Origin of the sequence: Psychrobacter sp. JCM 18901 (genome assembly GCF_000586435.1) — a bacterium.
In the GTDB taxonomy this organism is placed as follows: domain Bacteria; phylum Pseudomonadota; class Gammaproteobacteria; order Pseudomonadales; family Moraxellaceae; genus Psychrobacter.
In genome coordinates, this window is sequence record NZ_BAWH01000008.1 from 82,870 (window position 1) to 108,378 (window position 25,509).

The 25,509-nt window shown below is 42.0% G+C and carries 15 protein-coding genes and 8 pseudogenes; 18 read left to right on the forward strand and 5 right to left on the reverse strand.

The features are described from left to right. Positions 1-82: 82 nt before the first annotated feature. Positions 83-921, forward strand: a pseudogene (gene pstB, locus TT11_RS07910) (phosphate ABC transporter ATP-binding protein PstB). A 119-nt stretch (positions 922-1,040) separates the two neighbouring features. Further along, positions 1,041-1,823 (forward strand): phosphate signaling complex protein PhoU, encoded by a 783-nt coding sequence (gene phoU, locus TT11_RS07915; RefSeq protein ID WP_102078266.1) that lies wholly within the window; start codon positions 1,041-1,043, stop codon positions 1,821-1,823. A gap of 98 nt (positions 1,824-1,921) precedes the next feature. On the opposite strand, the gene TT11_RS07920 is transcribed toward phoU, so the two are convergent. Next, the gene (locus TT11_RS07920) at positions 1,922-2,212 is read right to left on the reverse strand and encodes an oxidative damage protection protein (protein WP_057757820.1); all 291 of its coding nucleotides are present in this window, start codon (positions 2,210-2,212) and stop codon (positions 1,922-1,924) included. Positions 2,213-2,529: 317 nt separating this feature from the next. Beyond that, positions 2,530-3,903, reverse strand: coding sequence for an argininosuccinate lyase (argH, locus tag TT11_RS07925; protein WP_261869955.1), 1,374 nt, complete (start codon positions 3,901-3,903; stop codon positions 2,530-2,532). 330 nt (positions 3,904-4,233) lie between these two features. On the opposite strand from argH, the gene TT11_RS07930 reads away from it, so the two are divergent. From TT11_RS07930 to TT11_RS07965, 8 genes and pseudogenes are all read left to right on the forward strand, one after another. Continuing rightward, the gene (locus TT11_RS07930; protein WP_261869928.1) at positions 4,234-4,527 is read left to right on the forward strand and encodes a hypothetical protein; all 294 of its coding nucleotides are present in this window, start codon (positions 4,234-4,236) and stop codon (positions 4,525-4,527) included. A gap of 25 nt (positions 4,528-4,552) precedes the next feature. Beyond that, on the forward strand, positions 4,553-5,167 hold the full coding sequence (locus tag TT11_RS07935; protein ID WP_261869929.1) for a histidine kinase: 615 nt from the start codon (positions 4,553-4,555) through the stop codon (positions 5,165-5,167). A gap of 330 nt (positions 5,168-5,497) precedes the next feature. Next, a pseudogene (locus TT11_RS07940) lies at positions 5,498-6,233 on the forward strand (LytR/AlgR family response regulator transcription factor). Between the two features lie 227 nt (positions 6,234-6,460). Then, a complete protein-coding gene (gene hemC, locus TT11_RS07945; protein WP_261869931.1) occupies positions 6,461-7,540 on the forward strand; it encodes a hydroxymethylbilane synthase in 1,080 nt (359 codons plus the stop codon). A 136-nt stretch (positions 7,541-7,676) separates the two neighbouring features. Next, positions 7,677-8,438 carry a uroporphyrinogen-III synthase gene (locus tag TT11_RS07950; RefSeq protein ID WP_261869932.1) on the forward strand — a complete coding sequence of 254 codons (762 nt, stop codon included), beginning with the start codon at positions 7,677-7,679 and terminating at the stop codon, positions 8,436-8,438. Positions 8,439-8,442: 4 nt separating this feature from the next. Continuing rightward, the gene (locus tag TT11_RS07955) at positions 8,443-8,607 is read left to right on the forward strand and encodes a hypothetical protein (protein ID WP_261869933.1); all 165 of its coding nucleotides are present in this window, start codon (positions 8,443-8,445) and stop codon (positions 8,605-8,607) included. A gap of 60 nt (positions 8,608-8,667) precedes the next feature. Next, positions 8,668-9,702 (forward strand): hypothetical protein, encoded by a 1,035-nt coding sequence (locus TT11_RS07960; protein ID WP_261869934.1) that lies wholly within the window; start codon positions 8,668-8,670, stop codon positions 9,700-9,702. Positions 9,703-9,754: 52 nt separating this feature from the next. Then, positions 9,755-10,246, forward strand: a complete 492-nt coding sequence (locus TT11_RS07965; RefSeq protein WP_261869935.1) for a thioesterase family protein — start codon at positions 9,755-9,757, stop codon at positions 10,244-10,246. Positions 10,247-10,388: 142 nt separating this feature from the next. Here TT11_RS07965 and ribBA read toward each other — a convergent pair. Together ribBA and TT11_RS07975 are read right to left on the reverse strand one after the other, a co-directional pair. Continuing rightward, positions 10,389-11,503, reverse strand: a pseudogene (ribBA, locus tag TT11_RS07970) (bifunctional 3,4-dihydroxy-2-butanone-4-phosphate synthase/GTP cyclohydrolase II). Positions 11,504-11,875: 372 nt separating this feature from the next. After that, positions 11,876-13,165: a replication-associated recombination protein A gene (locus tag TT11_RS07975; protein ID WP_261869937.1), complete on the reverse strand. Its 1,290-nt coding sequence runs from the start codon at positions 13,163-13,165 to the stop codon at positions 11,876-11,878. Between the two features lie 450 nt (positions 13,166-13,615). Between TT11_RS07975 and TT11_RS07980 the strand changes: the two are divergent. The 3 genes and pseudogenes from TT11_RS07980 to TT11_RS07990 all read left to right on the forward strand — a co-directional run bounded on the left by TT11_RS07980 (position 13,616) and on the right by TT11_RS07990 (position 15,298). Further along, positions 13,616-14,127: pseudogene (locus TT11_RS07980) on the forward strand (type IV secretion protein Rhs). A gap of 237 nt (positions 14,128-14,364) precedes the next feature. Further along, positions 14,365-14,553: a hypothetical protein gene (locus TT11_RS07985; protein WP_261869938.1), complete on the forward strand. Its 189-nt coding sequence runs from the start codon at positions 14,365-14,367 to the stop codon at positions 14,551-14,553. After that, the gene (locus TT11_RS07990; protein WP_261869940.1) at positions 14,540-15,298 is read left to right on the forward strand and encodes a hypothetical protein; all 759 of its coding nucleotides are present in this window, start codon (positions 14,540-14,542) and stop codon (positions 15,296-15,298) included. Before TT11_RS07985 ends, TT11_RS07990 begins: the two co-directional genes overlap by 14 nt. A 133-nt stretch (positions 15,299-15,431) precedes the next feature. Here the strand turns inward: TT11_RS07990 and gltA are convergent. After that, positions 15,432-16,711 (reverse strand): annotated as a pseudogene (gene gltA / locus TT11_RS07995) (citrate synthase). A gap of 1,019 nt (positions 16,712-17,730) precedes the next feature. Here gltA and sdhC point away from each other — a divergent pair. The 5 genes and pseudogenes from sdhC to TT11_RS08020 all read left to right on the forward strand — a co-directional run bounded on the left by sdhC (position 17,731) and on the right by TT11_RS08020 (position 25,430). Next, a pseudogene (gene sdhC, locus TT11_RS08000) lies at positions 17,731-18,116 on the forward strand (succinate dehydrogenase, cytochrome b556 subunit). A gap of 2 nt (positions 18,117-18,118) precedes the next feature. Then, entirely contained in the window at positions 18,119-18,499 is a 381-nt protein-coding gene (gene sdhD / locus TT11_RS08005) for a succinate dehydrogenase, hydrophobic membrane anchor protein (RefSeq protein WP_261869956.1), read from the forward strand. A 355-nt stretch (positions 18,500-18,854) separates the two neighbouring features. Next, positions 18,855-20,706: pseudogene (gene sdhA, locus TT11_RS08010) on the forward strand (succinate dehydrogenase flavoprotein subunit). A gap of 223 nt (positions 20,707-20,929) precedes the next feature. Next, positions 20,930-21,640 (forward strand): succinate dehydrogenase iron-sulfur subunit, encoded by a 711-nt coding sequence (locus TT11_RS08015; protein ID WP_055123743.1) that lies wholly within the window; start codon positions 20,930-20,932, stop codon positions 21,638-21,640. Positions 21,641-22,554: 914 nt separating this feature from the next. Next, positions 22,555-25,430, forward strand: a pseudogene (locus tag TT11_RS08020) (2-oxoglutarate dehydrogenase E1 component). Positions 25,431-25,509: the final 79 nt, after the last annotated feature.

Consider the following 25,509-nt stretch of genomic DNA (forward strand, 5'->3'; position numbering starts at 1 on the left):
GAATGATGTCCTAAGCAACGTCCGTACGAACACGACTGCTGACAACTTTAATACGGCAACAGGCAGCCTATTAAATAGACCCATGTCTACTAGCGCCCAAGCTCAGCAACCAAACACTGCTGATTTTAATAAGCAAACGATTCAAGATATTCCTAAGAATATGCCTGCTGCAAAAATGGAAGTTCGAGATTTAAATTTCTATTACGATGATTTTCAAGCATTAAAAAAACATCAATATCGATATCGCGGATAAAAAAAGTGACCGCTTTTATTGGTCCTTCAGGTTGTGGTAAATCTACGCTACTGCGTACCTTTAACCGCATGTACGATCTATATCCAGGTATGCGCGCAGAGGGCAATATCAATCTAGATGGCAAAAATATCTTGGGTAAAGACATCGATGTGAACTTATTGCGTGCACAAGTTGGTATGGTCTTTCAGAAGCCAACGCCGTTCCCGATGTCAATCTATGACAATGTCGCCTTTGGCGTACGACTGTATGAAAAATTAAGCAAAGATGAGCTGGATCATCGCGTAGAGTGGGCACTGAAAAAATCAGCGCTATGGCCAGAAGTAAAAGACAAGCTAAAAGCATCAGGACTGTCGTTATCAGGCGGTCAGCAGCAGCGTTTATGTATCGCACGTAGCGTCGCGACCAAACCTGAAGTGCTGCTACTCGATGAGCCGACATCAGCACTGGATCCTATCTCGACGGGTGCTATCGAAGATTTGATCGAAGATCTGAAAAACGACTATACCATCGCTATCGTCACTCACAATATGCAGCAAGCAGCACGCGTATCTGACTATACGGTCTATATGTATTTGGGCGACATGATTGAGATGGGTGAGACCGATCAGATATTTACCAAACCTACCCAAACCGCGACAGAAGACTATATTACAGGTCGTTATGGCTAACATTGATTGAGATTGAAATCGGTACAAGCAGACAACGCTGATTAGCATGTCATAAGCCGACTTTCTAACTTCATAGGCACACTGCGCTATTAAAATATAGATTCTAGGGAATACCTCTCATGCAAAGTGATAAGCATATCTCCAAAAGTTTTGACCAAGATCTTGATGAAGCCATCCGTTTATTTTTATACATGGGTGATAGCGCGGCCAACCAAGTGGCCAAAGCCATTCATGCTCTGATCGATAAAGACGAAACACTGGCGCAAGAAGTCATCGATATGGACTTCGATATCAATCGAATGGAAGTCGAGCTCGACGAGCACATTTTATTATTGGTCGCCAAGCGCCAGCCAGCAGCCAGTGATTTGCGCTTAGTCATGTCGATCAGTAAAGGTGTGGTTGATTTGGAACGTATCGGCGATGAAGCGGTAAAAATTGCGCGAATGGCCAGTAAAATAGCGGCAGAAGGCAAATCAGCATACGGCTATGCTGAAGTTCAGCATCTGAGCAATCAAGTCCGTCTGATGCTAAACAACTCGCTAGAAGCTTTTAGTCAATCGAATGCGGAACAAGCGTTTGAAGTGATGCGTAATGATAGCGTGGTCAATACCGAATATCAGTCAGCCATTCGTGCCTTGATGACCTATATTATGGAAGACTCACGTCATGTATCAAAAGTCATCAATATCATGTGGATACTACGATCGCTAGAGCGTATCGGTGACCATGCACAAAATGTCGCAGAGCTAGTGATTAACTATATCAGTGGGCAGGACGTGCGTCATTCAGACTATGCCATGGTCGAAAAAGCGGTGCAAGAAGCCAATGATCGCTTAGCTGCTCGTCAAGTTAGTACATTGTCAGCCAATGAGCTAGAAACGTCAGATAGTGATGAAGGCTGATAGGAAATACATTGATTTTTACCTTATAATAAAAAACGCGCTATAGTGAGCGCGTTTTTTATAACTACTAAATGTAGCTAGTAGAAAGCCAGTAAATACTAACTTTCTGGTGTCCAGCCTTGTGCGCGCTCATAGTCTTCATTGTCTAAGAACTTATCACGCTGCTCTGTTAAAAACTTTTTGGCAGCAGGATCCATCATGCTTAGATGGTTTTCGTTAATAAGCATCGTTTGATGCTCAAGCCACTCTTTCCACGCCTTTTCAGATACGGTCTCTTGCAGCTCTTGACCTTTTTTATTAGGGAAGGGTGGATGCGGCATTTTCGGTAAATCTTGCTTATATTTACGACAAAACACAGTATTTGCTTGAGGATTAAAAGTCTCAGTCATAAGGTATTCCTTATTCATTATATTAAGTGGTTAAATCAAATATCATATGAGTCTATGATAACGGTCTTGGTAGATTTAGCAAAGGGTACTAATGTATATCGTTAGACCTCTATCCATTTGTTATAAAGTCTTTGGTAGTTGGTGTATGACAAATACTATCTACGTTTAACCTTTTTATTTAGGTTTTCAAAGCTAGTGATATTTTGATAATGACATTGGCCAAACCAGTAGAGGTCATAGGACAAATAAAAACACCCGCATAAGTAGCGGGTGTTAAGTTTAAATTAGCAAGTTGGCTATTATTTGCAAATTAATGATTAAGCAAAGGCTTTTAAGCGAGCACGGCCATTGATCACCGCTTGCTTGACTTGGTTTGGTGCAGTGCCACCTAAATGGTCACGAGCTGCTAATGAGCCTTCTAGCGTTAGATAGTCGAAGACATCTTCACCGATAGCATCGCTAAATTGCTGTAGCTGTGCCAATGACAAATCACTTAGATCAACACCCTCTTTGATGCCTAAAGCAACAGCGTTACCAACGACTTCGTGAGCGTCACGGAATGCCACACCTTGACGTACTAGGTAATCTGCCAAGTCAGTCGCAGTCGCATAGCCTTTCATCGTAGCGGCACGCATGGCATCGACGTTTGGCGTGATATTTGGTAGCATATCAGCAAACGCTAATAGTGAACCTGTCAACGTATCAACGCAATCAAACAAAGGCTCTTTGTCTTCTTGATTGTCTTTGTTGTAGGCGAGTGGCTGGCTTTTCATTAGGCTAAGCAAAGTCATCAACTGACCAAAGACACGTGCCGCTTTACCACGTACCAACTCCGGTACGTCAGGGTTCTTCTTTTGCGGCATAATCGATGAGCCAGTACAGAAGCGGTCTGGTATCTGCACAAAATTAAACTGCGCTGACATCCAAAGAATAATCTCTTCGCTCATACGCGACATATGCATCATCAGGATAGATGCTGCTGAAGTAAACTCAATCGCAAAATCACGGTCTGAAACAGCATCGAGCGAATTTTGGCAAATACCTTCAAAACCTAGCAATTCAGCAGTAATGGTACGATCGATTGGGAAAGTTGTACCAGCAAGCGCTGCACTACCAAGTGGCATCTGGTTGATACGGCGGCGTGCATCGACAAGACGCTCAGTATCGCGATACAACATCTCAAACCATGCCATCACGTGATGCCCAAAGCTAACAGGCTGTGCTGTTTGCAAATGAGTAAAGCCTGGCATGATAGTATCAGTATGTTGCTCAGCCAAATCAAGTAAACCACTTTGTAAACGTACTAATAACTCAATAATATTATCAGTCTCTTCGCGCAACCATAGGCGAATGTCTGTGGCTACCTGATCGTTACGGCTACGACCAGTGTGTAGCTTTTTACCAACGGCACCTACAATGTCAGTCAGACGTGACTCGACGTTCATATGCACGTCTTCAAGGGCGATCGACCAGTTAAACTCACCTGCTTCAATCTCGCGCAATACTTGCTGAAGGCCATCGATAATGGTGGCAACTTCATCAGCAGTTAAAATGTTACATTCTTTTAGCATCGTTGCATGAGCAATCGAGCCTTGAATATCGTGACGAGCAAAGCGTTGGTCAAAGCCTACAGAGGCAGTAAAGGCGGCAACGAAGCTATCTGTCGCTTCACTAAAGCGCCCGCCCCACATTTGTTGGCCTTGGCTACTAGCAGGCGCAGTCTGCGTTGTGGTACTTGTTATCGGAGCATCTGTGCTAAAATCAGAGTCAGATGAACTTTTACTTGATTCAGGATTACTAGGTTTTGAAGAATTGGCGTTCATATCGGTACAAGACAAGTCAAGAGAATAAGAACCCGAGTATAGCAAATGATGAGGTTGCCTTACTAGCTACACGCTTAGAGTTTTTTATTCCTAAACTCATGGAGATCATGAGCTTGGCAGTGGCTGACATATATCTTTTTTTGGTCCTTGTTCCTAACGGTAATGGAGCGCCATAGCTTAGCCACTTGGTCAGATTTCATGATTCAGTTTGTACGTAGTTTCACCCAAAACGCTCTGACGATTATCCCCTCACTGTATTTAGTTGACTATCTACGCCCTGCATTTAAAAATGCTAGTATTCTTAGCGTAAGTATGCGGATTGTACTGTTACTGATGTTTGCTGCTGCAGTTTCGACGGCGTTAGTCACATTATCTATGATTAATTTCGGTTGGCTAACATATGATAGTCGCACGTTTGTATTGAATATCGTGCTCAATACAGTATTAGCGGGTGGTTTTACGACTGTATTTTTATTATATTTTTTTGCGTAGCTATCGTGAGCTTAATGCGCTTAAGTTGTCCTTTGAATATAAATTAACCGCACAAAATGATCTAATAAAAGCGCGTACGGCCCCGCACTTTTTCTTTAATACTATCAATACACTCGTATCACTGATTGAATCGAACCCGCCTAAAGCCGCTGACTTACTACAGCACGTTTCTGCATTATTCCGCGCTAGTTTTAGTGGCACACGTGAGATTAGCTTTGAAGAAGAGGTTGATCTTTGTGAGCATTATTTGGCAATCGAATCTAGTCGTTTAGCAGACAAGCTCGAAGTCAATTGGAAGTTACCTGAAGAAGATATCATGTATGACATGGTTATCACTGCACTAACGCTACAAAGCGTGCTAGAGAAAATACTGCTCAATGTGGTAGAGATGACCACAGAAACTATCTGTATTAATATTGAAGTCACGTGGGAACAACACCGAGTTAAAATCATGATTGATGTTGCGCTTCCCAAAAAGACATTAATCATCAATCATGACTTGCGTCAGCATATGAATTTCTATATTCAAGCTGATCGTTTGCGCGCCCATTTTGGACAAAGTGCTGATATCCAAAGCTCGGTAGCCAGTACTCAAATTATCACCATCATCGACTATCCTCTACAAGACGTCGGTTTATAACTTACTGTTCTTTATTAGCTTTCTCCATTTTTTTCAACTCTTAAAAGCCTATTTGGCATACTTATTGCATTGCCATGTATAGACGTCATAATTTATGTTTGATAAATAATGATTACGAATAAGTAATATCATAACTACCGTGAAACACAATTACACCATATAAAATCTACCTATAGCAGGAGTATATTGTCCGCTATAAAAACTGGTAGCTTTCGTCAGAATTTTATTAAATAATTTAGATTTTATATCCTAAGTGATTGATAATGAGTGTTAATATAGCCGTAATATTATTACATAAAATATTAAGTATGTCCTTGGATGGGAGTTTGCATGCGTATCGTAGTTTGTGATGATGAGCCTAGCGCGTGAGCGCTTGGTGAGAATTGTACAGGAGTCAGGTCATGAGGTAGTTGCTCAGGCCACAACAGGTGCAGAAGCCATCGTCGCTGTAAAAACTCAGCAGCCAGATATTATATTATTAGATATCCGAATGCCTGAAATGGACGGAGTGCGCTGTGCTCAAGAGCTTGCCAAACTTGAGCATCCACCAGCGATTATATTTGTGACGGCATACGACCATTATGCGATCGCAGCGTTAAAAGCCAATGCAATTGGCTATTTGTTGAAACCTGCAAATAAAGATGAGCTACTAGAGGCATTAAACAAAGCAAAGAACCTAAATGCTGCTCAACTAAATGAAATTCGCAAGCTTGAAGACCCGACAGCACGTCCGATACGTGAACATATCGCTGCTCGTACGCATCGCGGTGTTGAACTGATTAAGCTAAAAGACATCTACTATTTTGCAGCAGATCAAAAATACGTCAAAGTGCGTCACAAAGATGGCATGGTATTGATTGATGAAACGCTAAAAGAGTTAGAGCAAGAATTTGATGATCGTCTGTTCCGAGTACATCGCAATGCCATCATCAACCTTAGTTATTTGGACTTTTTAGAAACCCTAGACGCAGGCCAGTATCAGATACGTTTTAAAGGTATTGATGAGACGCTAGCGGTCAGTCGTCGTCACTTACCTGCCTTACGTGATAAAATCCAAAGCATGTAATAGGCTGTCCTGATAGCGCCCAATCATCCATATCATCAAACCCTTATTTATGCTTAAATAGGGGTATTTTTTTGCGTCAGCATCTACTATTAATCATTTGAGTCACCTATGCTTTGGCAAATTTGCCCTATCGAGTAATATCGATACTATTCAGTATAAATATGAATGGTACTGACATAGGGACTATAGCCACTATAGTATTAGTATCGAACTTATTGAGGCCCTTTATGAGCAATTCGCAGCAACCTGTTTTGACTACTCTAAATATCGCTACACGTCAAAGTCCTTTAGCCCTATGGCAGGCTGAGCATATTCGTGATCGTTTATTGGCGTTGTATCCTGATCTGACGATTAATTTACTAAAAATTGTCACTAAGGGTGACAAGATTTTGGATACACCTTTGGCCAAAATCGGTGGCAAAGGATTGTTTGTAAAAGAGCTTGAGCAAGCGCTGTATGACAAACAAGCAGATATAGCAGTGCACTCGCTAAAAGATGTACCGATGCAGCTTCCCGAAGGCCTCACATTAGGCGTCTACTGTAAACGCGCCTCACCAACAGATGCCTTTGTATCAAACACTTATAATAGTATTGATGAGCTACCACAAGGTGCAGTCGTTGGGACATCAAGTTTACGTCGTCAATGCCAAATCAAAGCCTATCGTCCTGACCTGCAAATCAAAACGTTGCGCGGCAATGTCGGCACTCGTTTGGGCAAGCTAGATGCTGGTGAATACGATGCCATTATTCTGGCAACGAGTGGCTTGCAACGTATTGAGCTAGACGAGAGAATACGCGGTGAGCTTGATATCGCAGCTTGCTTGCCTGCAGTTGGGCAAGGTGCCTTAGCAATCGAATGCCGTGAAGGCGATCAAGAAGTCCTTAAATTACTTGCACCACTCAATGATGACAAAGCCCGTATTCGACTTATCGCTGAGCGTGCTCTGAACCGTCATTTAGAGGGCGGCTGCCAAGTACCGATCGCCGCTTATGCAGTTCTGCAGACAGCTGAAGAAACCAGCGTTAATAATGATAACAATGGTGATAACGGCAATAACGACAGCGGGAATGTGCTATGGCTACGCGGTCGAGTGGGTCAGGCCGATGGTAGCGAATTGTTGAAGGCAGACAAACGAGCTACGTTGGTTGGGACACAAGCTGAGCAAGAATCCCAAGCCAACCAACTGGGTATCGATGTCGCAGAAATGCTACTTGCCGATGGTGCAGGCGCTATTTTGTCAGCGATCTATCAGCTGAGTAGTAAAAGTACAGTCGCTATAGGCTTGATTAATCGCAAGATAGGCTGATCTAAGCATCAGCCATTTTTGTATACTTAAGCCTTTTTCATTCTTTTTTTGTCATGGTATATCGATGTCATCAATACCAACTCAGTCTACATACACAACTTCTCATAAGAATTGTTCTAATGATAAGTCAAACGTCGTGCCGAAAATTGTCATCAATACTCGCCCAGTAGAGCGAGCAGCACCGTTGACTCAGCATTTACAAGCGGCAGGATTGACAGCGATTGATATACCGATGTTGACGCTACGACCACGTCCAACAACTGATATAGATATTGCATTAATGCATCAGTGGATGGCGGGGGAGTACAAAGCGCTTGTTATCGTCAGTCCAACTGCTGCCGCTTCAGGGCTAGTCGCTTGGCAATCACTTGAACATGAAAAGCGTAAATACAAAGCGAAAGACGGTAATGACAAGTATGTGCAGAGATTCTCAGAAGGCTTGTCATTACCTAGTCCTCTGGTTGCGGTTGGTGAAGCAACAGCGGCAGAGTTCAGTCAGGTGCGTATAGATACAACAAACTATCAAATACTTCAGCCTGAGACGGCCAATAACGAAGGCATGCTAGCAATGCCTGAAATCGATAGCTTACAAGCAGGCGATAAATTGCTGATATGGCGCGGGCTTGGTGGACGACGATTATTGGTTGATACATTGCAGGCGCGCGGTGTACATATCGATAGTATTGCTTGGTACGAGCGTACAATGCCTATCGATGCAATGGCTGAGTACCAGCAGTGGCAACAAGCATTTCTTACTCATAGTACTACGTCAGATATTGCCCTACCAAAGCAGCCAAAGCCAATTGTCGTCATCAGCAGTGCGACAGCTTTTGAGCATTGGTCAAATATCGTCAATGACGAGCAATCGAAGACGTTAAAAAAAAGAGCAAAATTCTGATGCAGTGGCTGATATAGAACAGCGGCTTTCGCTTACGCTAAAAGATTTTTCTTACGTTGTGTTGGGTGAGCGTCTGGCCAATATGGTTGACGCACAGCAGTTGAGCTACTGGCGAGTAGAGGATTTGTCGCCAGATACGATTCTCTCAGCCATTCATTCTAAAATATAATACCTTAAACTTCCCATTTGCTTTAAACATGTTTATCTATACCAATAACGGTACTGCCTTATGTCAATGAATTCTGAGTCCTTATCTAAGGATCCTTCTACTGTTCAGCAGCGCCGGCAAGCAAATATTTTGCTGCTACGGATGCAATGGCTGGTTATCTTGTTACTGATCGCTGCATTATTGTGGCTATATATTAGTCAGCAGCGCTTTCAGCATAGTGTCAACGACCGTTTGCAGAGTAATGAGCAAGTAATCAGTCGACTAAACGAAATGGACGATCGTCTATTTGCTATGAGTCAGCAGACGCTACCGGAACCTAGAGTTAAAACGAGTAGCCAAGCGCAGAATCAGTTGGACCTATTGCGTATCCAAATCAAAGCGGCTGATAGACTGTTGGCGGATAGTAATGACAGTGCGGCGATTGAGTTATTGCGAGGTTTACATTGGCAATTATCGCAAAGCAGTAATGAGATTGCGCCTGCGCTAACTATCGTTATCAAGCAAAGTTTGCTCAAAGATATTGAGCGTCTGCAGGCACAAAGCTCACAGCCAAGCCCGTGGCAAATACAAAATCTGGCGATTCAAAACATTCAGGAATTTTTGCACAGTCATGAGCGTCTTGGCAGCTATGAAGGTACGGATTTACAGCGTCGAGAGCTGGTAGATGCAGCTACTGAAAATAAACAGCAGCCTAAAGTAACCAATGCTACTGATACCTCAGCGACTAGTGGTACAAACTTAACGCGTCGTCAGCTCACTATCCATGAGGTCATCATGACGTTAAATTTAGCAAGCCAAGCCAGCAATATGCGTAAGCAAGATCAACTTGTCAGCTATTTGACGCAGGCACGCAAACAGTTAAAAACGTTGGTACCTAAAGCTTCAACTAGCGACAATAAAAAGTCAGCACAAGCTGGTGCGATTGGCATTGTACAAGCAGATAAAAAACGAATCGATGGTCAAAGTAATCTTGAGACAATGAAAGCACCAAGTGACATACCAGAAGTAATTGTATGGCTAAATCAGTTGATTGCTCATGCACCCAAACCAACGCCATTATTGACGACAGAAATCTTAGACAAGCCGCAACGCTAACGAAAGCTAGTCACAATAGTTAATACAGAAAATATAAAACGTAAGGTAAGCAATGACCCATCCTAATGAAAAGTCAGCATCTATGTCTGATACAGCAAACGAACACCGCCCTGAATTACTAGCTCATTATCCTGTTATTCATCATCAGCCGATACAGTGGGGAGAGATGGATGCCTTCAATCATCTGAACAATGTGGTTTACTATCGTTACGCTGAGTCAGCACGCATTAGTTATTTGCATGCGCTAGGTATGTTTGATGGCAGTATGGTCACTGTTTTAGCCCAGTCTAGCTGCCAGTATTTACGCCCAGTTACTTATCCTGATACGTTATTATTAGGAGTTCGTTGTAAGCGTTTAGGCAATACAAGTATGGCGATGGAATATAGTTACTATAGTATCGTGCAAGAGATCATCGTTGCTACGGCAGAGGCTGTGGTAGTACGTCTGGATAGTGATGGAAAAGGTAAGTTGCCATGGACAGCAGCAGAGCGTCAACAGCTGCTAGCATTGGAAGCCAAGTTTGGTCATACGCCTGAGCTTTAGGGCATGTTCTATATGAACCGATTGTTCATTTCTTCAAAAAAAACTATCCCAAATTAGAATCTAAAAACAAAAAAGGCACACTAACATAATGTCAGCGTGCCTTTTCTATAACTCATTCTTCAACTAATCTCTTAAACAGTTTTTAGTCTTGTTGCGGCGCATGAACAAAATCAACCACATTTAGATCAAAACCTGACAATGCAAAAAAAACTTCATTGGCGATGATAATAAGCGCATATCACGGACACCTAAATGACGTAATATCTGTGCACCAACACCGATGCTACGATATGGCTGTTGCGTGATGGTTGATTGCGACTCGTTGTCCGCGGCTTTATCCAACGCATCTCCCAAATCAACTGGCTGATTGCTACCAATCCATACCAGCACACCACGATCTGAAGCACTGATTTCTTCTAGTGCTGACTGTACGCTCCAGCCACTACGGCCAGTCATATCGTTTTTAGCTGCAAACAAATCGCGTAATGGGTGGAAACCGTGTACACGTACAGTGCTGACACCTTCGCTGACATCACCTTTTACCAAGGCTAAATGTGTTTCTTCAGCCCCAAACTCACGGAAGCGATGTAGCGTAAAAGTACCGTGTTCAGTTTCAAAAGGATGTGACTCAATTTCTTCTACCGTTTGCTCATTAGCGATACGGTAGTTGATAAGGTCAGCAATCGTGCCTATCTTGATGTCATGTTCTTTTGCAAATATTTCAAGGTCGTCACGGCGCGCCATCGTACCATCTGCATTGATAATCTCTACAATCACCGCTGCTGGCTCTAGACCTGCTAAACGTGCTAAATCACACCCTGCTTCTGTATGGCCTGCACGGTGAAGAACACCGCCGTTTTGTGCCATAATTGGAAAAATATGTCCAGGCTGAACGATGTCTTCAGGCTTTGCTGATGAAGATACCGCTGCCTGAATAGTACGTGCACGATCACCAGCAGAAATACCAGTGGTGACGCCTTCAGCTGCTTCAATCGAGACAGTAAAGTTGGTGCTGAATTTAGCTTCATTACGATCTGACATTAGTGGCAGTGCCAATTGCTGGCAACGTGCTTGTGATAAGGTCAAACAAACAAGACCACGCGCGTGAGTAATCATAAAGTTAATATCTTCAGGGCGCACATGCGTCGCTGCCATGATGATATCACCTTCATTTTCGCGGTCTTCATCATCCATCAAGATGACCATTTTTCCAGCACGAATGTCTTCGATAATCTCAGGGATTGCATTTAAACTCATAGTAAATCTCAATATTTTATTATTTATAAATAGGTGTCATTTAGAATATAAAGCTCTATCTGCTTATTGTAGCAGTAGATAATACAAAGCGCTGTTACGGTCAAGCAAAGCGCTACTACGGTCAAGTAAATCGCGCTATAAGCAATATCATTTGATATAAAAGTGACTCGCTTAATTGCCTGTATATATCATTATGAGGTTATTTTAACGCTTTTCAGCGTCACGTGCTGCGCCATCTTCCCACTATATCGTTCAGTATGTCAAAAATAGTCATAAATATTATCAATGAACATTAAAACTGGCTCATAAATCTAGGCGTTATATTTTTATTAATCTATTTAATCTATTTAATCTATTTAATCTATATCGCAGTTAATCATTGCTCGCTGCTTGGTTTTTTAACCAATCCATAAATTGCTTACTGTGCTGCTCACGCTGATTATCTGCAAACTCGTAAAAACTGGTACCAACCAAATTATCTGGTAAGTAGCTTTGAGGATAGTAATGGTTAGGATAATCATGCGGATAAGCATAACCTTGACCGTAGCCTTGACTACGCATCAATTTGGTTACGCCGTTGCGCAAATGTAGCGGTACAGGTGAGGCATCTTTTTCAGCCAACGCCATTGCAGCATTGATCGCTTTATAAGTGCTATTGCTTTTGGCACTGGTCGCTAGATACACCACAACTTGACTTAAAATAATACGCGCCTCTGGCATACCTATGGATTGCACACTACGCAATGCTGCATCAGCTAGGAGTAAGGCATTAGGATTGGCATTACCAATATCTTCACTGGCTAAAATTACCAAGCGGCGCGCAATAAAATCGGCAGGTTCGCCGCCTACGAGCATACGTGCCATCCAATACAATGCCGCATCCGGATCGGAGCCGCGGACTGACTTTATTATTGCTGAGATAATATCGTAATGCTGCTCGCCATCTTTGTCATATCTTACCAAAGCAGTTTGTGCCACTCGGCTGACCAATTCATCATCAATAATCACTGACGACTGTCTGGCATCAGCTGTTTGAATCGCTAACTCTAATAAATTTAGCGCTTTTCGAGCATCACCGTGGGCCAATTGACTAATGGTATATTTTGCTTGTAAATCGACGGTCAACTTTTTGAGTATATGGTCTTCCGAGAGTGCTCGTTGTAGCACGGCACTTATCTGCTCAGGTGTTAACGGCTCTAAACGATATACTTGGCAACGTGATAGTAGAGCGTTGTTGACACTAAATGACGGGTTCTCCGTAGTGGCACCAATCAGAGTAATATCACCAGACTCTACCGCACCCAATAGAGCATCTTGCTGTGCTTTATTAAAGCGATGAATTTCATCAATGAAGACCACAGGTGATTCAAATGCCAACGAATCTTTATTATCTAGGACTTCGCGTAACTGTTTGACTCCAGTATTTAACGCGGAGAGCGCGTGAAAAGGTCTATTCACGGCATCGGCTAACAACATCGCAATGGTTGTTTTGCCAATACCTGCTTCACCGTGCAGGATAATAGATGGCAGATGCCCTTGCTCTACCAAACGTCGTAACGGTGCACCAGTTGCCAGCAAATGCTCTTGACCAATAATATCGGTAAGAGAAGTAGGGCGCATACGCTGAGCAAGTGGGGTATCGGCATGGAAGTTAGGTGGCATAAGACTCTCTATCGAAAAATGAAAAAACTATTTACTAGCTGCAAAAGTAGTAACGGCAAGGTCTCTATAGTTAAATCCAAATAACAGCATACTAGTCTAACTTCATCATTCTTATTGGATGTTGGCACTCATATACGTTTGGCATGATTTTCGCATCAATTTTATAACAGTAATGAGTATTAGACATCAGCAGTAGAAGTAGGCTAGTTTATAAGGATGGTACTTGTTATATGTCATACGCGCTAGGTTAACGCAAAAATATGTTAATGAAAGCTAACTAAGCGTATAGCTTGTGTCCCGAGCACTTTAGTTTTCATCATTCATCTATATTAACGGCTCTACTATTAACAGCTTTACCGTATCGATGGGAAAATTGGCCAATTGCGACTGTTAACTATTAACTATTAAACACTAAAAATGGCTTATCAAATATAAGGTATTGCATTAACGATGTCTGAACCGACTCTTAAACGCTTATTCAATCGTTACTTGCGTAGTGATACAGGCAAGCAGCAATCACGTTATCTGACAGCTGGCGAGATAGCATTGGCACATTCGGTATTTGGTGACAGTATCAAACTCGATGCAGTGCAGTTAAAGACAGCATGGTGGGTACTAAAACATTATGCAGTCAGTCCTAATGGCAATATTTACTTTAATTCAGTCGATTGGATTACGGATTTTAGCGAAGCTCCATTGAGTAAACAAAGCTGGCTTATACATGAGCTAACGCACGTATGGCAGATACAGAAAGGCTTAAAGGTTGTACGCGGAGCGATTATCAACCGAAAATATGACTACGTGTTAGAAACAGGCAAATCATTTTTTAAGTATGGTATTGAGCAGCAGGCACGCATGTTCAAGACTATTTTGTACGTCGTCATCGTGGTCAGAACTGCCAAGAGTGGGAAGCTTGTATTCCATTTTTGACAGAGCAGCCTATTAAGGCAAAAAAATACTGATAATCCATCAATCATCTAATTTTTAAAAGTAACAGTAAGCTTAACTATGATAAGCATAACCGAACTATAGAACAATTAAACTATATAGCAATTGAGATACAGGTCAGTCGGATAAATATTGGATAAGTAAGTTGAACGATTTAACAGTCAACTGTGTCGCTAAAAATCAAAGAATAATGAACCGCAATTGTAACTTACCCTTTTATAATTTTGCTTTACCAAAGGATATATACTCTCATGTTTAAATTTTTGTCAGTAAAGCCTAATGTTGATACTCGATATCCATCGACCTTGCTTGTAGCCGCACTGTCAGGAGTATTGTTTTTGACAGGTTGTCAGCAGTCTGAAACATTGCCTGTAGCTGATGACAGTCAAACCAGTGAAAAAAACAAGCGTAGAAGACAGTCAGCCTATGCCAAAAAGTGACTCAGCTGCTGCGCGCATAAAACAATTTCAGCCGATATATGTCGCACAGGCGCAGAGTTTACAGAGACGATTGCAAGCGGAATATGAGTCATTGCAAGCGGCAGATGCGTCAGACAGTGAGGAGCTTTTATTACTGAATACTAATAATAATGAAAATACAGATAGTAATAACGAAGTAGCGACCGATGATACCGCTCCCATTGCGAATACTACTGCTACCAGTTCTGCAGAAGTGGCGTCATCGAATATCGATATTGACGCGATAGACAGTGATCCAAATGTAAATGCAGAGGTAGATGTCAATACTAGCACTGAAGTTGGTGAGCGTGATTTAAAAGTTTTGAAACGCATCAGTCTTGAGCCGCGTAAACCTGTTATGTTGACCGAGGATCAAATCATAGAGCGCTATCAGCAAACTATGGACGCCTTGTATCAACCGGTGACTACACCGCTGAGCGCAGAGGATTCTGATACATTAATCAATGTGGCGACCTTGGTTCCGCAGTTATTTGAGCATGCAGAGATTGCTGGTAGAGTAAGTGCAAAAAGTCCGGCACTTGCCCGTTTAATCATCCAACATCAGGTATGGGAACAAATAGAAGCCCAGCAAGTGGTTGATATGCAGCAAATTAAACAGAAGCAGCAACAAGAGTTTGAAGCTTTAATGGCTAAATTTAATGAAACTATCGAAGGATACGATGAACAGATTGCCAAATATGAGCAAACGTTGAAAGAGTTTCAGTAACTGACTATAGTTTTATGAACTGATTGAATTAATCATTTCTCATAAAACAATCAATATCAAATAACGAGAGTTAAGACAATAAAAATCCCGTACGATGGCGGGATTTTTTTTATTGGATAACGATTATTTTTGCTTACTTGCGATCTTCAACTTTTACAAAATCACGGCGCGTTTCACCAGTGTATAACTGACGTGGACGACCGATTTTGAACGGTGCACTGTGCATTTCTAACCAATGGCTGATCCAACCTGAAGTACGAGCCAATGCAAAGATTACGGTAAACATAGACGTTGGGATACCGATAGCTTTCAAAATGATACCAGAGTAGAAATCAACGTTTGGATATAGGTTACGCTCGATGAAGAACGGATCTTCTAACGCAATTTTCTCTAGTGCCATCGCCAATTCAAGTTTAGGATCGTTGATACCTAGTGCTTCTAGTACTTCATCACAAGTCTCTTTCATTACTTGAGCGCGTGGATCGAAGTTTTTGTAAACACGGTGACCAAAGCCCATTAGCTTCACTTCACGGCTCTTCACTTTTTCCATGAACTCAGGCACGTTTTCAACAGTACCGATTTCATCTAGCATCTCAAGAACAGCTTCGTTCGCGCCGCCATGTGATGGTCCCCATAGGGCTGCGATACCAGCAGCGATACACGCATAAGGGTTTGCGCCAGTAGAACCAGCTAAACGTACCGTTGACGTAGAAGCGTTTTGCTCATGGTCAGCGTGCAAAGTAAAGATTTTGTCCATTGCGCGAGTGATAACGTCGTTTTTCTCGTAGTCTACATCAGCAGGCGTTGCAAACATCATGTATAAGAAGTTTTCTGCGTAGTTAAAGTCATTACGCGGATACATGAACGGTTCGCCTTGTGAGTATTTATAACTCATCGCAGCAAGCGTAGGCATCTTAGCAATCAGACGAATAGCTGTGATTTCGCGATGTTCTTCATTGCTCACGTCTAGGTCTTCATGATAGAACGCTGATAAGGCACCAACAACACCAACCATAATAGCCATTGGATGCGCGTCGCGGCGGAAGCCTTCAAAGAATTTACGCAATTGATCATGAACAGCAGTATGCTCGCGGATTTTTCGAAAAAGTCTGCTTTTTGCTCAGCAGTAGGTAGGTCACCATGTAGAAGTGCATAAGCAACTTCTAGGTATTCAGCGTTGTTCGCTAGCTCGTCGATAGGGTAGCCGCGGTGTAATAACTCGCCTTTGCCACCATCAATATAAGTAATCTTTGATTCAACAGGAGCGGTTACTTTAAAACCAGGGTCATAAGACCAAAATCCTGATTCTTGTAAAGCAGCAATATCGATAACTGGGCGCCCTAAAGTACCTTTAATAATAGGAAGTTCGTATTCTTCACCATTCACGGTTAGTTTGGCATTAGTATCAGCCATAAATTGCTCTCCATTGGTTTGACTTGTTAGAATAAATTACTACAGACGCATACCCTCGCGTCATTGTCGGTTGAACGGTAAAAGTGCATTCAACTCATTTAGTACGCAGGGTATATTAGCAGCAATTCTTGATGATTTGAAAAAAACTTTTATGGACCATGTGTCCAATTGGCGCGGTGTGGCGGTAGTTATTCGCTGTAATTTTTGTATCAAAATATGTCTGTCAGGTTATTTTGCTTAAAATTCCTCTGTTTTTGAGCAAGTTTATAGCAGCATTATCGAGCCAATATTTTGGGTTTCTAAATATATTTAAGAGACAAAACTCATAAATAATGACACCAAAAACTGGCAGACTATGCCTAGTAAGCGGATTAAAGTTTGTCATAATAATCACTGTTAAAACCAGTATTATCCTTATCCATTCATTTATTGATTAAATATGTATATATTCTTACTGAATGGATAAATTTGTAATTATTGCTCAGGCATTTTATAATTGTAGGAATTAACTGGCATTAGCTTTGCGCGAATTAATAAATGACCATGTTATAGTGTCGTTCAGAGCGTCTTCTATTCATGCTTGTTTACGATTGTCTGATGTTACGATAGACCAAACCGCATTCTATGGTTTGAACTTTCTTCTTAACCAATCTTTTTTTATTTGCTTGGCATAGGATTTCAAGTGCCTAATATAAGGTCTGCTCTGATATAGAAGACATAGTAACGTTGTCTTACTATTCATACGACCTCTAAAATAGACTGGTTAGTCGATGTTACTCATGTTTATTCTCTTTGTTGTATAATAGATAGGTTGTTTGATAGGCCTGTCGATTCGACAAGCGACATTGAACAGTCTATCAATACCTTTATATACATGATCCTTTCTTCATATTTAGCGCAAACTAAACGAAGTCAGCTAGCTCTTCCTTACTTTATTCGTCTCGTGTGTTGCTCAATGCTCAATTGGCACTATTTATGTCAGGCGTTGATAGCAGATACAGGAGTATAACCGCAAAAGGATGCCCGCTGTGAAAAGCAACCGACCTATTGATCTGCCTTTAAGCCAAGTGATTAGCGTTAATCGCTCACCGATCGCGATCGCCTCTATCTTGCATCGTATCTCTGGCATTATTTTATTTTTACTGATTCCTGTCATGTTATGGATACTACAGAACTCATTGGCATCGCCTGAGAGTTTTGCGACCGTATTTGACAACGTACTTGTGCGCTTTTTGGCGTGGATATTTGTTGCCGCCATTGCATATCATTTTGTGATGGGTATCAAACATTTATTTGCTGATATGGGCATGAACGAAGAGCTAAAATCTGGCCGCACTGCTCTATGGTCAGTTTTGTGATTGCAGCGATTTTAGTTGTCGCGTCATTTGTATGGGTGATGTTCTAATGATAAAAAATGATTCAGGAATCAAAAGTGCTACTGGTCTGACAGGTTCAGGCTCACGTGATTGGATTATTCAGCGTATTAGTGCTGTTGTTTTAGCCGTTTATAGTGTGGTGTTGCTGGGCTTCTTTTTGACCCATGGTGATGTCACTTTCGTTGAATGGTCATCATTTATGACCAGCCTACCGATGCGTCTATTCAGCTTGGTTGCAGTACTTGCACTAGCTGGTCATGCTTGGGTTGGGATGTGGACAGTATTTACTGACTATATTACAACAGGCAAACTGGGCTCAAGCGCAGCAGGTTTACGTTTAGTACTACAGTCATTGATGATTATCGCTATTTTAGTATTTCTATTTTGGGGCATCATGATTTTTTTGGGGTAACGGTTTCGGTATCGCTGCCGTTTAACCATCTCATAAAAAGCTCTGATATCTATATATAACGACGGATGCATCCAACTAATACATTAGTTGGCAAAGTATTTTAGAGTCATCCGTTGATAGCCAAGAATAGTCATAGCATTGGACTGGCATTACTGATCAGCTAATCTGATTATAGTTGAGTAGGCTTAGTTCAGTATAACGATAGATATGCAAATTAAGTGGTTAACGATTATTGAGAGTCTTTATTTTATAAGCGTAGAAATGGCCAAATAGTAAGCCTTTATAGCTGTAATAGAGATGTCTCAAAAAGTCTTTGATTTACTTTTACGCATTAACAGGCATTAGGAAAACCGTAATGGCAACTAGACAAGACAATACCATTAGTAATATCAAGACCCTAAACTACGATGCAGTTATCGTTGGTGGCGGCGGCTCAGGTATGCGTGCTTCATTGCATTTAGCGGAAGCGGGCATGAAGGTTGCAGTCCTAACCAAAGTATTCCCAACGCGTTCGCACACGGTTGCCGCTCAGGGTGGTATCGGTGCAAGTTTGGGTAACATGAGCAATGATAACTGGCACTTCCACTTCTATGATACCGTTAAAGGATCAGATTGGTTGGGTGACCAAGACGCTATCGAATATATGTGTCGTGAGGCGCCAAAAGTAGTCTATGAGCTTGAGCACATGGGCATGCCGTTTGACCGTAACGAAGACGGTACGATTTATCAGCGTCCGTTCGGTGGTCACACGTCTAACTATGGCGAAAAAGCAGTACAACGTGCTTGTGCCGCTGCTGACCGTACAGGTCACGCACTATTACATACGCTATATCAGAAAAACCTAGAGCAGGGCACTGAGTTCTTTATCGAGTGGATTGCCCTTGATTTGATCAAAGACGAAGCTGGCAACATCAACGGTGTTGTCGCGCTTGAGCAAGAGACGGGTACGATTGCAGTATTCCAGTCACCAATTACTGTCCTAGCGACAGGTGGTGCTGGTCGTATCTTCGCAGCTTCTACCAATGCTTATATCAATACTGGTGACGGTATTGGCATGGCAGTACGTGCTGGTATTCCATTGCAAGACATGGAGTTCTGGCAGTTCCACCCAACTGGTGTTCATGGTGCAGGTGTACTATTGACTGAAGGTTGCCGTGGTGAAGGCGCTATCTTGCGTAACAAAGATGGCGAAGCGTTCATGGAGCGTTATGCACCAACCGTGAAAGACTTGGCACCACGTGATTTAGTATCGCGCTCAATGGACCAAGAAATCAAAGAAGGCCGTGGTTGTGGTCCTAATGCTGATCATATCGTAATGGATATGACGCATTTAGGTGTTGAAACCATCATGAAGCGTCTACCATCAGTATTTGAGATCGGTAAAAACTTCGCCAACGTTGATATCACTAAAGAGCCAATTCCAGTAATCCCAACCATTCACTACATGATGGGCGGTATTCCAACCACTATTCATGGTCAAGTGATTGTACCGGATCTAGAAGCAGGTACTGATGAGGACGGTTTATATGCTAAAGGCAATGTGGTTAAAGGTCTTTATGCAATCGGTGAGTGTGCTTGTGTAAGTGTACATGGTGCTAACCGTCTAGGTACGAACTCTCTACTAGATCTATTGGTATTTGGCCGTGCAGCTGGTAAGCATATCGTTGATGAGTTCCACCATGCAGATCACAACTACAAGCCGCTTGATCCACGTGTACTTGATTTTACAGTGAAGCGTTTAGACAAACTGCAACAGTCTACTGAAGGCTATAACGCGCAAGACGTGGCTGATGAGATTCGTGCTACGATGCAAAAGCACGCTAGTGTATTCCGTACGCAAGCGATGATGGACGAAGGCGTTGAGAAGATTTTAGCGCTAGGTGAAAAAAATCGACAAGATTCATCTTGGCGATAAATCACAAGTGTTCAATACAGCACGTATTGAGGCATTCGAAGTTGCTAACTTATATGAGGTAGCAAAAGCGACAATGATATCTGCAGCGAAGCGTCATGAAAGCCGCGGCGCACACAGTGTATCTGATTATGATCGTCCAGAAGATGATGATTACGCACCTAACGGCCGTAATGACCACGATTGGATGAAGCATACTTTATGGTACTCTGAAGGCAATCGCATCATTTATAAGCCAGTACGTAAAGTGCCATTAACCGTTGATTATATCGAACCAAAAGTCCGCGTCTACTAATTCTAGACTGCATGCTTTATATATAGTTGATAGATAACAGCAGTGTTAACGTTTTATCCCTTATTAATTTATTAAAAAGGTGACCGCCAGCTACATGCTCATGCCAGCGCTACTACGCTATTAATTGGTACCCGATACTGGTTATCAGTACTGATTAATAGCTAGCGCAAATATGTTGCAATCTTTGTATGCCCGCCATCACCTACGTGTGGAGTTTAGCATTATGAGCCGAGGTACTCGCACCATCGAAATCTATCGCTACGATCCTGATCTGGACGCAGCGCCACGCATGCAAACTTATACGATTGAGCTACTTGATTCAGATCGTATGTTGCTTGACGTACTATTACGCCTAAAGAAAGAAGATGAAACGCTTACTTTCCGTCGCTCTTGCCGTGAAGGTATTTGTGGCTCTGACGGCATGAACATCAATGGTAAGAACGGTTTGGCATGTCTAATCAACATGAACACGCTACCAGAAAAAGTAACGGTTCGTCCGCTACCTGGTTTGCCAGTGGTTCGTGATTTGGTTGTCGATATGAACCAGTTCTATGAGCAGTATGAAAAAGTACACCCGTACTTGATCAATGATCAGCCAGCACCGCCAACTGAGCGTCTACAGTCGCCTGAACAGCGTGAAAAGCTGAACGGCCTATACGAATGTATTCTATGTGCTTGTTGTTCAACCAGTTGCCCATCTTTCTGGTGGAATCCTGATAAGTTCCTAGGTCCATCAGCATTACTGCATGCTTATCGCTTCGTTGCTGATAGTCGTGACGGTGATACTCAAGCACGTTTAGCTCGCTTAGACGATCCGTTTAGCTTGTTCCGTTGCCGCGGTATCATGAACTGTGTATCAGTTTGTCCAAAAGGCTTGAATCCAACCAAAGCAATCGGTCATTTACGTAATATGTTGATTGACCAAGCTGGTTAAGCATAGGTAATTGATATTTATAGTTACTATACGAAAAACACCACCTATTCATTAGGTGGTGTTTTTGTTAGTTAAAAAGCTGATATATAGATTTACTACTTTTATAGCTGACCTGTCATTTAAAAGATATGATGAATTTAGCCTATTGAAAAATAGGTATTAAATGATTTATGAGTAAAACTGTATGGTCAATACGTTGGTCGTATGTAAGAAGAAATAATATATAGACAATCACCCTATATAATCGAATATAGACACAGTCGAATTTTGGTATAATTGTATTTGGTATTTAATGAGATGATCAAAGCGTCTTTTTTAGCGCTTAATATGTATCGTTTGAGCAGATTATGACATTATCAGGCTAAAATACTATGCGCACAATGATTATGCGTTTATAATTGATGATAGATATTCATTACATAAATACCTAGTATTGAACAAACAAACTATGTCGCAAAAAATGGGCATGATAATCTATACAGCAATGTATGTCTGTCTGAAAAGGCAGGATTCATCAGCAAATTTAGGGTAACTCAGCATCAATAACCAGTTTATAGGTTAGCTGAAAATATAATTATCTATTAATAGCTTATCATTAATGGATTGGTTATGACTCAAAGAAGTATATATAAATTAATGTTGTGAAACGAGCTAGATAAGAAAACTGAGCGTTCACAAATAGTTTTATTTTTAGACGGGTATTGCAATAAGACTTGTTACCACTATTTAGCATCACTTGCTCTTGTAGACAATGACAGCAATATTCTATGGTGATGGCAATACTTAGGGATAAAAGTGTTTTATCGAATAGTATTTAACAGGATATGACACATTGTCTAACTACCTGAGCATACAACGACTGACACAATAATAAGCACGATTCCATTCATTTATCTATCAAATAGACGATTATTATGAATAGTATAACCAAAGAAAAATCTGGCCAAGTACATACCGAACTGGCTGCCGATAACGCCAACTATATAGAAGCTCTCTACGAGCAATACCTAACAGACCCTGATAGTGTTGATACCGACTGGCAAACGTACTTTGAACAGTATAAGTCGCAGAACGATGCTCAGCACAATGCTATCAAAGATCAGTTCTTACTACTTGCTCGTAATCAAACGGCAAATAAGAGTAGCAGTACTGATACCGGCTCTAGCAGCTCTGCCAACTGTGATCCTAAGCAGATGGGCGTACAGCAACTAATCTCAGCATATCGTCGTCGCGGTCATCGCCGTGCCAAGCTTGATCCTTTAGATTTGCACCCACGTGCAGCAGTAGAAGATTTGACGCTTGCTTATCATAATTTGTCAGAAGCTGATCTCGATACCGTATTCCCAACCAATGATTTAGTTATTGGTAAAGATGAAGCGACATTGCGCGAAATCATTGAAATCATGGAACGTGTTTACTGTGGCCATATCGGTGTCGAGTACATGCATGTTACCACCAGTACCGAAAAACGCTGGATGGAAGAATACCTAGAGACCAATCTAGGCTATATCAAATTCGATAAAGAAAAACGTTTATCTATTCTTGAGCGCTTAACGGCTGCTGAAGGTCTAGAAAAATACCTTGCTCGTAAATACACGGGTGTTAAGCGTTTTGGTTTGGAAGGGGGCGAGAGCTTCATTCCTGCTATCAATGAAATCATTCAACGTGCTGGTGGTTATGGCACAAAAGAAATGGTCATTGGTATGGCTCACCGTGGCCGTCTAAACCTACTAGTCAACATCTTAGGTAAAAATCCTGCAGATTTGTTTGATGAGTTTGATGGTAAAGTACAGCCAGAAAAAGGCTCAGGTGACGTTAAATACCACAATGGTTTTTCATCTAATGTGATGACACCGGGCGGTGAAGCGCATTTGGCTTTAGCATTTAACCCATCGCATCTTGAAATTGTCGCGCCAGTACTACAAGGCTCAGTACGTGCCCGTCAAGTACGTCGTAACGATCAGCCACTACTAGATAATACTGGTGGTAATTCAGTATTACCTATCGTGATTCATGGTGATGCTGCTTTCGCTGGTCAAGGTGTGGTTCAAGAAACTTTCCAAATGTCACAGACCCGTGCTTATACCACTGGCGGTACTGTGCATATCGTGATTAATAACCAAGTTGGCTTTACTACTAGTCGTCAAGAAGATGTTCGTTCAACTGAATATTGTACTGACGTTGCAAGATGGTTCATGCTCCTATCCTACATGTAAACGGTGATGATCCTGAAGCAGTCGTATTTGCTGCTCAGTTAGCATTAGATTATCGTCATAAGTTTGACAAAGACATCATCATCGATTTGTTCTGCTATCGCCGTAATGGCCATAATGAAGCAGATGAGCCATCTGCAACTCAGCCATTGATGTATGCTGTTATTAAGAAGCTTCCGACTACTCGTACTCTTTATGCGCAGAAGCTTATCGCAGAAGGTATCTTGAATGCCGAAGAAGAGAAACAGTACGAAGATGACTATCGTGAGTCGTTAGACCGTGGTGATTATGTTGTTAGCTCATTGGTTCAAGAGCCTAACGAGCAGCTGTTCGTAGATTGGAAACCTTATCTAGGTCATGACTTGGTTGATGACTGGGATACCAGTGTTGATATCGAAAAGCTCAAAGGTTATGGACGCCGTATGGCCGAAATGCCAGAAGGCTACAAGTTACAACGTCAGGTTCAAAAAGTCGTTGAGCAGCGTCTAGCGATGCAAACTGGCGAAGAGCCTCTTAACTGGGGTGCAGCTGAGACATTGGCTTATGCATCATTGGTTGATAACGATGGCGTACTAGTACGTATTACTGGTGAAGATGTAGGCCGTGGTACTTTCTCACATCGTCACAGTGAAATATATAATGTCAATGATGGTAGCATGTATGTACCATTGTCACATTTGAGCGAAAATCAAGCGCGCTTTGCTACTTATAACTCATTGTTGTCAGAAGAAGCGGTACTAGCCTTTGAATATGGTTACGCGACCACTGTACCGAACGCATTGATCGTTTGGGAAGCACAGTTTGGTGATTTCGTTAACGGTGCTCAGGTTGTGATTGACCAATTCATCTCAAGCGGCGAGACTAAATGGCAGCGTGTTTGTGGTTTGACTATGTTGTTACCACATGGCTTTGAAGGTCAAGGCCCTGAGCATTCATCTGCACGTCTAGAGCGTTTCTTACAGCTATGTGCTGAAGACAATATGCAGGTCATTACGCCAACGACTCCTGCGCAAATTTATCATGCATTACGTCGTCAGGCTGTACGTCCTATTCGTAAGCCATTGATCGTTATGTCACCAAAGAGCTTATTACGTCATAAGCTAGCGACTTCTAACCTAGAAGAGCTTGCTAACGGTAAGTTTGAGACGGTATTGCCAGAGATGGACGATCACAACGCAGATAAAGTGACTCGTATGGTTCTGTGTGGTGGTAAGGTTTATTATGATTTGTTAGAGCAACGCCGCGCATTAGGTCTTGATCATGTGGCTATCGTTCGTATTGAGCAATTGTATCCATTACCAGAGACTCGCTTAATCGCTGAAATCGAAAAGTACAGCAACCTAGCTGAAATCGTATGGACGCAAGAAGAGCCATTGAACCAAGGCGCTTGGTACTATTTAGCACCGCATATGTTCCGTATTGTCGTACCGCATCCAACCAAAGCAAAAGTCATGGAGCCAGTAGCGCGTCCTCCTAGTGCAGCCCCTGCAACAGGATCACCGAAACTGCACGCTCAACAACAGCAAGCACTCATTGCTGGTGGCCTTGGCATAAGTGTTGATGAATTAGCTCAGTAACACCTTGTCTAATCAAAAGATTATAGAAGATAGATGAATCAGGCGATGACAGTCAGTGCTTTTTAATAAAATATAAGCA